Here is a 12,823-nt window from a genome sequence, read left to right as displayed (position 1 = left end):
CAGTTCGGAGTCCGCGTGGTGCTTGCTGTGGGTGGTCGGTACGACTCGGTCTCGATTCCGACGAACGGCAGTATGTGGCCACAAGATGTCAGCAGTCCGCACAGGGCGATCACTAGAATCGCCCGAGCGGATCTACGCATACTTCAGGCTACTCAGCATCGCTTTGCGTACCGGTCGGATGCCGCACCCACACATTCGGTTCGGTGTACACGGCCGTCCCCTGCTCCACGTCGGCTATTACCGGTACCAGTGCCCCCGGCACGTGCACCGGCCCAGATCGGTCGAATGGCAGACCCGTCCACTCCCGCCACTCGCCGAGTGTTCCTGGCACAACCATCGACCGCGGCGCAACACTGTCGATGCGACCGCCGGCACGGACGTGGACGCGCAGCCACGGGTCGACCGGCAAGCAGTCCGGCCGAGTTCGGTGGATGTACGACGCGATCGGCTCATCGAGATCGGTTCTGCCGTTGGGGCGGAGCGGAGCCACGAGTTCGCTGAACCCCAGTCGTCCGGCGTTGTCCCGAAGAGCAGCCAGCAGGGTCATCGACAGGTTTCGTCCCTGGGAGCTCGAAGTCAGGGAAATTTCGAGCGCCGACACAACATTGGCGGTCTCACCAGTGAGTCGGGTGGAGATGCCGCGTCTGATCGCGCCGTCCCAGCCGTCGGTAGGAAGCGCGGCGGCGTCGGGCAAATGGAACGGTATGGACACGGCCTTACCGACCACGGCACCTGCCTCGTCCTGACACACGAGGACGTAGTCGGCGAACAGCTCGAAGATGGCGGGATCGAAATACATCGAACCGATCGGATCTTTGGTCATGAACGTCGGCCACGACGAGTCCATGTTCCACAGTGGTTCTACGAGATCAGGACGATCGGCGAGAACGGAAACGGTGACGGTCACCTGTTCATCTTGCCGTGGTGGAACGATGAGATCAGGGTGACGGCGATCATGGCCAGAAAGACTGCTGGGTAGGTGAATTGAACGGCAGCCTCGAAAGCGGGTGATCCCTCGAACATGAAGATTCCGATTGCTTTGATTCCGCGGTAGTCGGTGAAGTACCAGGCGATCATCGGTGCGGTGACCGCTACCGGTGCCAGCCAGCTCCACCAAGTGCGACGGCGAATGGCGTAGTCGATGGCGACGATGGCCAACGGTATGCACCACACCCAGTGGTGACCCCATGCGAAAGGAGACACCATCGGCGTCGCGAGGCCGCAGATCACCAATGCCAGCAACGTCTTACCTGCTTTGTGCGCGCGTGCAGCTGTCCAGAGAGCGAGGAAGGCAACGGCGGCAGCAATGACAAACCAGACCATGAACGGCGGTGTGTGACCCGGCCACAGACGAGCCAGGGCTCCGTGGATCGACTGATTCGCCGGTGACGCGAGTGCGCCGATCCGTTCGGAGTCGACCATCGTCGCGGTCCAGAACTTCCACGAATCGGAAGGGATGATCAGAAATCCTGCTGCAACGGTGACCATGAAGGCGGCACCCGCGGTGAGCGCCGTACGCCACTGTCTGACGGCCAGCAGATAGAGGACGAAGAACGCGGGAGTCAGCTTGAGCCCCGCAGCAATTCCCACACCGACACCGCGGAGACGACTGCCCTCGCCTCGGCTGAGATCGCACAGAACCAAGACGAGCAGCAGCAGGTTGATCTGCCCGAGCCAGATGGTCATGCGCACGGGCTCGAGCCAGGTGAACGCGATCGCCATCGGCGCGCTGACCAGATACATTCCGACGCTTCGATATCCGAGCGCCCGCCAGCTCAGGACTACCGTCGCGTAGACCAGCAGCACATTGATCGCCTGCAGCAGTGTCACGGCAGTCGTCACGGTGAGCAGCGCGAGCGGGGTGAAGACCAATGCCGCGAACGGCGGGTAGGTGAAGGGCAATCCGACATCGAACAGTGCGAACTCGTACAGCGGCTGACCTTTCAGGACCACCTCGCCGCCGTGTCGGTAGACGATGGTGTCTATTCCGTTGCCGAAGAGGCCGAACGGCACTTTCCATCCCAGGAAGTACGCATGTGCTGCGATGGCGATGCACGCTGCAAGGGTCGATCCCGCCAGCCATCGAGGACCGAAGCGATCCGGCGTGTTCTGTCCAGGTTGAATCGGAACGGACTGCGCGCGTGTGCCTTCGACGAACGACTCTTGCCCAGCATGCGTACGCGATCCAGTTTCGGTTCGTAACGGCATGTAGCTGGACGACGTCATGAAAGACACGATAGAACGTTGTGGCTGTGACCAGGGACGCGACACGGACTGACCGGTCGTTTTATGGATCAGTCGTCACAACGTACCGGATTCAGTCCCTGAATTGACGCCGCGATCCAGATGCACTACTTGTTTCTGGACGGGAACAAGGAATTCAGTTGGTATCGAGGATGGTTCGACGAGCCGTGTTTCTTGCCAGCCGAATCGGCTTCGGGTCCGTGTCGCACGAACTGCCCGGCTATCGAACCGATGAGTGCGATACCGAACCCCAGGCATTGAAGTCCGGTCATGTTCTGTCCCAGTGCGATCCATCCGACGACTGCCGCAGTCAGAGGGCTCAGCACGCCGAGGAGCGTGACGTTGGCGGGAGGAAGAGCGCGGGCACCGCGAAACCACAGTGAATAGGCCAAGGCACCGCCTATCACTGCGAGCCAGGCATAGCCGACTACGGCCTCGGTATCGATTGCCCATGGACCGTCGTCGACGATCGGAATCAGCGGAGAAATGACAATGCCGCCGACGAGTAATTGCCACGTAGTGGAATTGAGCGGGTTGGTGTTGGGTGGCACGCCCCAGCGTCTCGTGAAAGTGACACCGGTGGCCATGCTGACCGTTCCGACTACTGCAGCGGCGAGACCGATTGCGTCGAGTCGGATTGTGCCCGATGTGGCCGTCAGTGCGACCCCGGCGACGGCGACGAGGGCCCATCCGATCTGCACGGGGCGTGTGCGGCCCCAGTCGAACCCCGTGGATATCGCGATGATGATGAGTGGTTGCGCAGACCCGACGACTGCGGCGACCCCTCCGGGTAGTCGGTAGGCCGCCACGAACAGCATCGGAAAGAACACGCCGATGTTCAATACGCCGAGGGTTGCGGTCTTCAGTCGCCAACCCTTGCTAGGGATGCCTGGCGCGACGAGCAGCAGAAGTAGGCCGGCGGGCACCGCACGCAGGACGCTGGCCGTCATCGGCCGATCCGGAGGAAGAAGTTCGGTGGTCACCAGATAGGTCGTGCCCCAGAGGATGGGAGCGAGCGCGGCAGCGGCCGTCAATCCGAGAGTCGAGGGCGCGATGTCACGCGGGAGGCGTCGAGAATCGGCTGGTTGTGTCTGCGTGCGAGGTGTCCGCATTGTTGGCTCATCTCTGGCATCGTGTCGTTCAACATCTTAACGCTCAACTATCTAGTGTTGAACGGTAGAACTGCCGTGGCAGAATGTCAAACAATTGAGCGCTGAAGTCTTGAAGGGTGGTTGGTCGATGGCGAACGAGGCACTCGACGCAGTGGACCGGATAGTCGAGCAATGGCGGGCCGAGCGGCCAGATGTGGATGTCAGCCCTATGGCCGTTATCGGCCGCATCAGCCGAGCAGCGTCCGTTCTGGACAAGCGCACGCAGGCTGTGTTGATCGAATTCGGTTTGCAGCCAGGTGAATTCGATCTGATTGCGACGCTCCGACGCGCTGGGGCTCCGCATCGCCTTACCGTCGGACAGTTGTTGGACAGCGCGATGGTGACGTCGGGCGCTGTTACGCACCGTCTGAACCGGCTGACCGACAAAGGGCTGATCGAGCGGGAAATCGATCCCACCAATCGTCGGGTGGTCATCGTGCAATTGACACCGGACGGAGTTGCCGCAGTGGATGCCGCGCTGCCCGCGCACGTGGCCAACGAGGAAGCTCTGCTCAGGTCATTGAATCCGGATGAGCGCAGCCAACTTGCAGACTTGTTGAAAAAGCTTCTCCTGGACCTTCGGTGAAGGTGCGGCGATCGGTCACTCGCACAAGACCTTCCGTATCGCGACGAACTGTAGTACTTGTTGTTCTATGAACACATTCGATACGTCGAAAGGCGCATGAGCGCCCGTAGTCATCCCACCTCCGGTTCCAGTACACCGAGGTGCAGATCATGAAGCTTGCCGAGGCCCTCGCTGAACGAGGGGAACTGATCAAGCGCTCCGAACATCTGAAGATTCGGATTCTGGCGAATGCCCGCCACCAGGACGGTGAATCACCGGCCGAGGATGCTTCGATTCTGTTGTTGGAGTACGGATCTGCACTCGATCGGCTCGAAGTACTCATCCGCAGGATCAACCGGACCAACAGCACCGCGACGATGCGGGACGGAACCATCACCGATGCGCTCGCGTCCCGCGACGTGCTGCGTATGCGGCACAGGGCGATCTCCGCCGCGGCGGACGCGGCGTCGGGACGTGATCAGGAGCGCAGGTACGGCCCGCGTCAACTGCGATCGGAGTTGGTCTACGTTGCAGCTCTTCCGGTTGCCGAATTGCGCTCTGCTGCGGACGATATCGCCCAACGGATTCGGTTGGTGGACCTGGAGATCCAACGCGTCAATTGGGAGTTCGACCTGATCGAGTAGCTCACCACATGCCGGGTAGTAGGTAGTTTTCGTTCGAGGCGAGCACGTGCCGTGGCCGGCGGTTTCCGGCCCTTCTCCTGCGTGATGAGCGGCGTCACGGGCATTGCCCGATCACAGTGCAGCTCAGTACAATTCACGGAGTACGGCGCACATAACACAACGCACTACCGTGTGCTGATCGAACTAAAACGAGGGTGGGTAAGGGGCCACCCGGCATCATGGTCTCCGGGGCTGTTGGCGGCTAGTCTGAACAGCATGAAGGCTCCATCGATATCACTGGAACGGCCCGCTCTGGTCGTCGTCGACGTGCAGGCTGGGTTCGATGATTCCGACTTCTGGGGTCCACGTGACAACCCGCTGTGCGAGAGCAATATCGCTGCACTCGTTGGCTTGTGGAGATCGAAGGCATGGCCGATCGTGTTCGTTCGACACGACTCCGACAACGCGCAGTCACCGCTGTCGCCGTCGGGTGCGGGGCATGCCTTCAAGGACATCCTGGAGGGGACACCTGATCTGTTGATCAGCAAGCGGGTCAACTCGAGCTTCTACGGCACGCCGGATCTGGACGCCTGGCTTCGCAATGAAGGCATCGATCAGGTGGTGATCTGCGGTATCACCACCAATCACTGCTGCGAGACAACCGCAAGGATGGCGGGCAACCTCGGCTATGACACCTATTTCGTCATCGACGCGACCCACACGTTCGATCGCGTCGCACTCGATGGAACCACCGTGCCTGCCGCGACATTGTCGGCAATCACGGCAACAAACCTGCACGGTGAATTCGCGACAGTGGTTACGACGGAGGCCATGCTCTCGAACTGAGGAAGGCACACAATGCAAGTGTCAGGTCGACTGTCCCCGGAGGAATTCTGGGAACAGATGAACCAGATCGAGGGCCGTGTTCTTTCGGGAGCTCGGCAGGTGCGCGTGTTCGGGCTGAAAGAGTGGGTCGGACCGATCATGATCGGGGACTGGGAGTGGGTGGACGACCGGTTGTCGTCCGCCGGACTCGTGCACGGCACTCCCGACGGCGACGTGTCTGTGCAGATCAACACCGTGGTCGGAGATCCTCGGCGAGAGGTGGTTCGAGCGATCGAACGCGCTACCGGGATCTCACCGATGCAGCCCGAATACGAGAGTCGGCACCAGGCAGTCATGGATGCTCAAGGAGACGCCGTGTCGATTCTTGCCGATGGAGTGAGTATCGAATTCACGCAGTGGGGTGGACGTGATCGATGGTGGGCCGCAGGCGTGGTCGACGATGTAGCACTCTTCCTCAAAGGTCGAAACTACCCGGTGCACTCCGTCGATCTGACGGAAATCGACGATGTGCAGCCCTATTTGGACGGATGGCGAGAACACGTGCGGGCCTATCGCGGGGGAATGTAGTCGGACCATGGTGGAACTCCGCCATCCGGAAGTGAGGTCGTTGTGAACACCGCACTCGCTCTAGGGCTGGTCGTGGGTATCGTCGCGTTCGGTTACGGCTCGTCGGTCGGGTTGCGAGGCAAGGTTCTCTATCCCGACTACTACGGCGGCGACGTACCGGACCGAGTGAAGACCACGCCGCACCTGCGCGCACGGGCGAACAAGCTGTTCGTAGTCTGCGGCATCGCTGCCGCCATTCTGCTTCTGGCCCCGCTGTTCTGGATATTCCTCGACTTCCAACGGGACAGAACAACGTGGGAGTTGGCAGGGCTGGCTGCCTATGTGTTCGTCGCTGTGGTTGTCGGTGGCTACCCTTTCGCCAAGATCAAAACCTTATGACCGGCGACCCATCGCTTGCCGTCTGGCAGGCTGGAAGCCATGACCCGATCTTTCGAGGAGATGGTGGCCGAAGCGGACTCCGTTTCGGTCGATGGCTGGGACTTCTCCTGGCTGGATGGTCGCGCGTCCGAAGTGCGGCCGACATGGGGATACCAGCGGCTCATGGGAGAACGCCTGGCGATGGCCGAGGCTGCACTCGATATTCAGACAGGTGGGGGAGAGGTCCTGGCGGGAGCATCATCGTTCCCGCCGGTAATGGTGGCGACCGAATCATGGCCACCGAACGTCGCGCAAGCGACCGCACTCCTGCATCCGCGCGGGGCGGTGGTCGTGGCCGACTCCGACGAGCCACCCCTGCCTTTTGCTGACGGTGCGTTCGATTTGGTGACGAGCAGACACCCCAGCACCGTGTGGTGGGACGAAATCGCCCGTGTCCTGCGTTCGGGTGGAACCTATTTCGCTCAACACGTGGGGCATTCGAGCGTCTTCGAGCTTGTCGAGCACTTCCTGGGCCGCCAGCCCGACGAGATTCGTCGCGCTCGTCATTACGAGGACGAGAGCGCGGCCGCACAAGCCGCTGGACTCGAGGTGATGGACATTCGATTCGAGTCATTGCGAATCGAGTTCTACGACATCGGCTCTGTCGTTTACTTCTTGCGCAAAGTTATCTGGATGGTACCGGGATTCACCGTCGAGCAGTATCGCGATCGGTTACGTGAACTGCACGAACAAATCCTGAGGGAGGGACCATTCGTTGCGCACTCGAGCCGCTTTCTGATCGAGGCCAGAAAATCCTGATGACTGGGCGTGCCCCGGTCTATCCATCAGGGCCCGGGGTCACGAGAACAGTGACGGCACGCTCCGTGAGCGCGTCTTGGACTCCGTCACCTTCTTCCCCCCGAGCCGCCGCGCGCCAGGGCCCTGTTGTCCGAGAACGTCATTCGGATTCGAATACGGACACGATGTGAGTGACAGGCATCCGCATCCGATGCAGTTCGAGAAGTTGTCACGTAGTGCAGTGAGCTCATCGATTCGTGCCGTCAGGTCGTCGTGCCACTGTCGTGAAATTCGCATCCAGTCACGTTTGCCCGGAATCTGCTGCTCCGGCAGTTGATCCAGTGCGTCCTTGATCTTCTCGAGGGACACCCCGAGGCGTTGGGCAGTTCTGATAAATGCGATGACGCGTAGTACATCTCTGCGGTACTCACGCCGGTTTCCACTGGTGCGCCGACTCGAGATCAATCCCACTTGCTCGTAATAGTGCAGGGCGGACACCGCGACGCCGGCACGTTCGGCGACCTGGCCGGGCTTGAGCCACACGGCGTCGGTATCGAGTTGCGTCATGAATTCGTCCTGATTCTCGGTCGCCTTGACATCAAGTGCACTTGATGAAGTGCACTGTACATCGCACTCGACGGCGATGGCAGGAGAGAAAATTGACGACAACGATCACGATGTGGGCCGACGTGCGGTGCCCGTGGTGCTGGATCGGACACCGACAGCTCGGTAGGGCGCTCGATCAACTCGGTCCCGATACGAAGGTCGAATACAGGAGCCTTCTTCTCGAACCCGACGGTCCGGCCCAGTCTGGAATGACAGTCCGAGATGCAGCGCTGACTTCCTGGGGTTTCGACGCCGCACGCTGGGCGGCGCAGAGAAACCGAATCGTGCAGGGTGGCGCATCCGAGTTGCTCGCCATCGACATCGACAGCTCGTTGACGGTCGACTCGCGTGATGCGCACCGTCTTCTCAAACTCGTTGCGGCTCGTGGGCTGAACCGATTCGATGCGTGGGATGCCCTGTACTCGAGCCATTTCGAGCGTAATGAAGATATCGGTGACTGGACTGTTCTGCGCTCGATCGGACTTCGAGTAGGACTGGCCGACGGTGACATCACGCGGCTCGAAGAATCTGACGAATACTCCAGCGAGGTCGACGACGATCTTCGTCGTGCAGCCGACCTCGGCATAAGCTCCGTGCCGACTGTCATGGTCGACTCTGTGCGTGCCACGGGAGATCTGAGCCTGAGTGTCCCTCGGCTCGCGACCGGGTCGGTGGTCGACCGATGAGTGCCACGATGCGCGCTGCTGCCATCGACGAACACGGGCCTGCGTCGGTGCTGAGGACCAGAACGCTTCCTCGGCCCGCACCGCGCGCAGGTGAAGTGCTGGTGAAAGTGCAGGTAGCGGGAGTTCAGCTGACGGACGCGGCAATTCGCGGGGGATGGGTGCCCCCGGGTGCGAGGATCGAGTTTCCGCAGATTCTTGGCAACGAATTCTCGGGAACCGTCGAGGCGCTCGGTCGGAATGTTCACGACGTGGCTGTCGGCGATGCGGTTCTCGGGTTCCGTGTGCTCGGCTGTTACGCGGAGTACGTCACGGTTCCCAACAGTCAGATCGTCCGAAAGCCGACCACGGTCTCGTGGCGCGCCGCGGGGGCACTATCGGCGTCCGGCCAGACAGCGCACACTGCGCTGGAGCGGTTGAGTGCACGTCCAGGCGAAACCCTGCTCGTGCACGGTGCCGCGGGTGGGGTGGGTTCGATGGCGGTGCAGTTGGCGCGCCACCGTGGCCTGCATGTCGTCGGCACCGCAAGCCCAGTCAACCACCGGTACATCGAGGGGATGGGGGCGAGACCGGTCACCTACGGCGACGGCCAGCTCGAACGAATCAGGGCCGAGGCACCGGACGGAATTGATCTGGTGCTCGACGCGGCCGGGCATGAGAACCTCCGTACAGCAGTCGATCTACTGCCTGACCGAACTCGAATCGGCACGATCGTCGACATGGTCCTGGCGAAAGAGCTCGACTGTCGGTGGATCTCGAGCGACAGGTCTGCTGTGCGACTGCAGGAACTGATCGATCTGTGCGCCTCCGGAAACCTGGATGTCACAGTGAGAGAGGCATACCCGCTCGACAACGCAGCCGATGCACACCGCGATGTGGAAACCGGACACGGTCGAGGCAAGGTCGTACTTCTCGTCGGTGACGAACGCTCGTGACCGACAGTGAAGCTCGGCCGGTGAGTGTGCTCCGCGGGCAGCACCGGCCATTGATTCTCGCCCTGCTGGGCATGATGACGTGTGTTGCATTCGAGTCGTTCGCCATCACCACCGCGCTCCCGGTCATTGCCCATGATCTCGATGCCGAACGCTGGTACTCGCTCGCGTACGCATCGACGCTCACCGCAGCATTGATAGGGATGACCATCGGTGGGAACTGGGCGGACCGTCGCGGAGTCGTGGTGCCTCTGGCGGTGGGCGGATCCACCTTCGTAGTCGGTATCGCACTATGCGTCGTGGCACCCACGATGGAAGTGTTCGTAGCAGGCCGACTTCTGCAGGGGATCGGCGGCGGAATCGACTCCGTCGTGATGTACGTCGTGATCGCACAGTTCATCCCGGCCGGACTACACCCACGCGTATTCGGTCTGCTGACGGCCGCGTGGCTCCTGCCCGGCATTGTAGGACCGCTGGTCACCGGTGTGGTCGTCGAGTTCGTCGGCTGGCGAACGGTGTTCGCGCTGGTTCTGATCGGATCTGCAGCGTCGTTGACGTCGCTGCTGATCATGGTCCGCGGTTCGACCCGATTACGTACTGGCACAGCTGTATTCGGCAGTCGGGGAGTGTGGGCTGTCGTTGCGGCGGCGGGTGTGCTGGCTCTGCACTACGCAAGTCAGCAGGAAATCGGTGTTCTCGTCCCGGGCACCCTGTGCGCCGTTGCGCTGATCGGGCTGTCCGCAACACGGCTTCTTCCCCATGGCACGTTCAGGATTCGGCCAGGCGTTCCTCGGCTGACGGCGCTGCGCGGATTGCTCGGAGCGACCGTCGCGGCGACGGACATCTATCTGCCGCTCTATCTCCAACGCCAGCTCGACTACAGTCCCACTCGTTCCGGCCTGATCGTCGCACTCGGGGCCCTCGGATGGATTGCAGGTGCCTGGCTGCAGGGCAGAACCTCCGGCCGCAGCGATGGACATACTCTCGTGCGGAAAGCGGCGGTGTTGGTACTGATCGGGCCGGTCTCTGCATTGCTGTTCATTACCGGTGCGATACCGGTAGCTGCACTGGTGGGTGGATGCATCGTCATGGGAACAGGAATGGGCATGGCGTACCCGCGAATCACTGCCACCGTTCTCGCCGAGTCCACCGAGGACAAACAGGGGACCAACAGCTCTGCCTTGCAGATCGCGGAGTCGATGAGTCAATCGATCCTGATCGCAGTGACGGGTGCGGTGCTTTCTCTCGCAATCGCGCACGAATTCACGATCGCGTACAGCGTAGTCGTCGGTGTAGGGGGAGTCGCTGTTCTTGTTGCGTGCCAGTCTGTTCGCCGCTGAAACGAGCTCAGTGGACCGCCTCAGCGACAGACGAGTTGCTCTGACTCGGGGACGAAGCTGACGCGTCGTCGAATACCTCACGGGCTCGGGCGATTCGATTTTGGTTCTGTTCGGTCCATTCGACGAGAGCTTGGATGGTGCCCAACAACGTTCGCCCTAGTTCCGACAGCCGGTACTCGACGCGCGGTGGGATTTCCGGATACATCCGTCGGTCGATCAGCCCGTCGCGCTCGAGGTTGCGCAGAGTCACCGTCAGCATTCGGGTGCTGATGCCGTCGATTTCTCGTCGGAGCTCTCCGAATCGAAACGTTTTCTCCTCCAGCAGTGCAATCACGAGAAGCGACCACTTGTCTGCGACGCGATCGAGAATCTGCCTGACGCCGCAGTCTTCTCGCGCGTCCCATTGGTATGCGTCACGTCCATCTCGGCAACATCCGTCCACTACCTGGTCGCTTCCCTGTGGGGAACCGACTGACTTCGAAGTGCCTTCTTGTGCCATGCGTTCATGATGACCCAGGCTGAGCACGGTTACAAGAAGTAACCGACTCATTTTTCGTCACCGAGGAGAACATTGTGACCGAATCCGATACTGCTATCGAATGCGATGCGACGAAACGACCGCGGCACGCATGGGCTGTTCTGGGTGTCGTGACCGGAGCCTTGTTTCTCGAGGGCATCGACATCGCAATGTTGAACGTGGCAGTGCCGAGCATTGCGTCCGACATCGGGCTCGAGACCGGCTCGGCCCACTGGGTGATCAGCGCCTACGTGCTTGCGTACGCAGGCTTCATGATTCTGGGAGGTCGCGTCGCCGATGTACTCGGACGACGACGGGTGTTCCTGACGGCCCTCGCTGTGTTCGCGGTGTTCTCGGCCATCGGTGGTCTGGCGCAGGAATCCTGGGTGCTGATTGTGGTCCGCTTCATCACCGGTGCGACCGCAGGCTTCATGACACCGGCCGGATTCAGTCTCTTGACCACCGCCTTTCCCGAAGGCGCACTGCGCAACAGGGCACTTGCCGTCTATGGCGCAATCGGCGCATCCGGATTTCTCCTCGGAGTGGTCGCCGGCGGTCTCCTCACATCTCTGGACTGGAGATCGGTCTTCTTCGTGCCGGCTGTGCTGGGACTCGGATTCTTCGTTGCTGGCTGGTCTTTCATCGTGTCCGACGTGCCCGAGCCCAGGAGTGGGGCTCGCGGATCTTTCGACCTTCTCGGTGGAACGACGCTGACGGCGGCGATGGTCAGCCTGATCTACGGCATCGTTGCAGTCGGAGAAGACACGTCGAGCAATCTGGGGCTGATCGCTTTCGGATCTGCCGCAGCATTGGGTATTGCCTTCGTGGCGATCGAACGGCGATCGGAGGATCCGTTGATTCCTGAGGGAGTCCTGACGACCGGCCTGCTGCCGTGGGCAAGCTCGGTGGGAACACTGTTCATCGGCGCATTCTTCGCCTGGCAATTCGTCTTGACGCTGTATCTCCAAGAGCTACTGGGCTGGACACCGCTGCAGACAGGCTCGGCCTTTGCGGCGATGGGAATCGAACTGGTCATCGCCCCGTTCCTGACACCGAGGTTGGTAGCACGATTGGGCAACGTTGCCGTGATGGTGGCGGGCCTCGTGGCGGTCGCACTCGGTTTCGTTCTCACCCTGCGGTTGACTCGCGACTCGGGATTCGTAGATCTGCTGCCATCGCTATTGCTGTTGGGCGTTGCCTTCGCCTTCATCTACGGACCATTGACGGCCGCGGCAGTAGAAGGAGTCGACGACGAAAAGCATGGCGTAGCAGGCGGAATCGTGTACACCGGATTTCAGTTCGGTGCCGCATTGGGCGTGTCCATCGCGACCATCGTCCTTGTCGCCGGAGATGCGACGGTCCCTACGATCGACGACTATCGACGCGCGTTGATCGTTCCTGCAGTGGCGTCGGTCCTCGCCTTGTTCATAGGCCTACTCCTGCTCCTTCGACAGGAACATCGCGTGAATCAGGATGTGAATTGACCGCAACGGTGACCGCGTCGCGGCGGGTGATGGCTTTGGACTGCCTATAGATCGAAGACTCGGGAAGCAGGAGCTGTCCGGGTAGTCTCGACCTCCAATTGCGCATCGAT

At 61.1% G+C, this 12,823-nt stretch carries 15 protein-coding genes; 10 read left to right on the top strand and 5 right to left on the bottom strand.

Annotated features, from left to right (window positions below):
- Positions 1-148: 148 nt before the first annotated feature.
- From BH93_RS24040 to BH93_RS24030, 3 genes are all read right to left on the bottom strand, one after another.
- Positions 149-907 carry an acetyltransferase-like protein gene (locus BH93_RS24040; protein WP_052064994.1) on the bottom strand — a complete coding sequence of 253 codons (759 nt, stop codon included), beginning with the start codon at positions 905-907 and terminating at the stop codon, positions 149-151.
- Positions 904-2,226, bottom strand: a complete 1,323-nt coding sequence (locus BH93_RS24035) for a glycosyltransferase 87 family protein (RefSeq protein ID WP_242459052.1) — start codon at positions 2,224-2,226, stop codon at positions 904-906. The genes BH93_RS24040 and BH93_RS24035 overlap by 4 nt, the downstream gene beginning before the upstream one ends.
- A 125-nt stretch (positions 2,227-2,351) precedes the next feature.
- Positions 2,352-3,356 carry an EamA family transporter gene (locus BH93_RS24030; protein ID WP_080738983.1) on the bottom strand — a complete coding sequence of 335 codons (1,005 nt, stop codon included), beginning with the start codon at positions 3,354-3,356 and terminating at the stop codon, positions 2,352-2,354.
- A gap of 127 nt (positions 3,357-3,483) precedes the next feature.
- Here BH93_RS24030 and BH93_RS24025 point away from each other — a divergent pair, with 127 nt between their 5' ends.
- The 6 genes from BH93_RS24025 to BH93_RS24000 all read left to right on the top strand — a co-directional run bounded on the left by BH93_RS24025 (position 3,484) and on the right by BH93_RS24000 (position 7,172).
- On the top strand, positions 3,484-3,981 hold the full coding sequence (locus BH93_RS24025; protein ID WP_037172974.1) for a MarR family winged helix-turn-helix transcriptional regulator: 498 nt from the start codon (positions 3,484-3,486) through the stop codon (positions 3,979-3,981).
- A gap of 149 nt (positions 3,982-4,130) precedes the next feature.
- Complete coding sequence (locus tag BH93_RS24020; protein WP_037173462.1) at positions 4,131-4,604, top strand: DIP1984 family protein; 474 nt, start codon at positions 4,131-4,133, stop codon at positions 4,602-4,604.
- A gap of 255 nt (positions 4,605-4,859) precedes the next feature.
- Positions 4,860-5,429, top strand: a complete 570-nt coding sequence (locus tag BH93_RS24015) for a cysteine hydrolase family protein (RefSeq protein WP_037172972.1) — start codon at positions 4,860-4,862, stop codon at positions 5,427-5,429.
- A gap of 12 nt (positions 5,430-5,441) precedes the next feature.
- Positions 5,442-5,996, top strand: coding sequence for a hypothetical protein (locus BH93_RS24010; RefSeq protein WP_037172971.1), 555 nt, complete (start codon positions 5,442-5,444; stop codon positions 5,994-5,996).
- Positions 5,997-6,038: 42 nt separating this feature from the next.
- On the top strand, positions 6,039-6,374 hold the full coding sequence (locus BH93_RS24005) for a hypothetical protein (RefSeq protein ID WP_052064993.1): 336 nt from the start codon (positions 6,039-6,041) through the stop codon (positions 6,372-6,374).
- 39 nt (positions 6,375-6,413) lie between these two features.
- Positions 6,414-7,172, top strand: coding sequence for a class I SAM-dependent methyltransferase (locus tag BH93_RS24000; RefSeq protein ID WP_037172968.1), 759 nt, complete (start codon positions 6,414-6,416; stop codon positions 7,170-7,172).
- A gap of 39 nt (positions 7,173-7,211) precedes the next feature.
- On the opposite strand, the gene soxR is transcribed toward BH93_RS24000, so the two are convergent.
- Positions 7,212-7,718, bottom strand: coding sequence for a redox-sensitive transcriptional activator SoxR (gene soxR / locus BH93_RS23995; protein WP_052064992.1), 507 nt, complete (start codon positions 7,716-7,718; stop codon positions 7,212-7,214).
- A 44-nt stretch (positions 7,719-7,762) separates the two neighbouring features.
- On the opposite strand from soxR, the gene BH93_RS23990 reads away from it, so the two are divergent.
- Genes BH93_RS23990 through BH93_RS23980 form a run of 3 tightly spaced genes read left to right on the top strand, consistent with a single transcriptional unit; the run spans position 7,763 to position 10,712 of the window.
- Positions 7,763-8,443, top strand: coding sequence for a DsbA family protein (locus tag BH93_RS23990; RefSeq protein WP_080738982.1), 681 nt, complete (start codon positions 7,763-7,765; stop codon positions 8,441-8,443).
- Positions 8,440-9,375, top strand: a complete 936-nt coding sequence (locus tag BH93_RS23985) for an NADP-dependent oxidoreductase (protein ID WP_242459051.1) — start codon at positions 8,440-8,442, stop codon at positions 9,373-9,375. Before BH93_RS23990 ends, BH93_RS23985 begins: the two co-directional genes overlap by 4 nt.
- Positions 9,372-10,712 (top strand): MFS transporter, encoded by a 1,341-nt coding sequence (locus BH93_RS23980; RefSeq protein ID WP_197914478.1) that lies wholly within the window; start codon positions 9,372-9,374, stop codon positions 10,710-10,712. The genes BH93_RS23985 and BH93_RS23980 overlap by 4 nt, the downstream gene beginning before the upstream one ends.
- A gap of 7 nt (positions 10,713-10,719) precedes the next feature.
- Here the strand turns inward: BH93_RS23980 and BH93_RS23975 are convergent, their stop codons facing one another.
- Positions 10,720-11,046: a winged helix-turn-helix transcriptional regulator gene (locus BH93_RS23975; protein WP_242459050.1), complete on the bottom strand. Its 327-nt coding sequence runs from the start codon at positions 11,044-11,046 to the stop codon at positions 10,720-10,722.
- Between the two features lie 239 nt (positions 11,047-11,285).
- Between BH93_RS23975 and BH93_RS23970 the strand changes: the two genes are divergently transcribed.
- Positions 11,286-12,713 carry an MFS transporter gene (locus tag BH93_RS23970; RefSeq protein ID WP_197914476.1) on the top strand — a complete coding sequence of 476 codons (1,428 nt, stop codon included), beginning with the start codon at positions 11,286-11,288 and terminating at the stop codon, positions 12,711-12,713.
- Positions 12,714-12,823: the final 110 nt, after the last annotated feature.

It is taken from the genome of Rhodococcoides fascians A25f (genome assembly GCF_000760935.2).
GTDB lineage: Bacteria > Actinomycetota > Actinomycetes > Mycobacteriales > Mycobacteriaceae > Rhodococcoides.
Note: the sequence above shows the minus strand (reverse complement) of the source record. Positions and strands in the feature narration are given on the sequence as shown.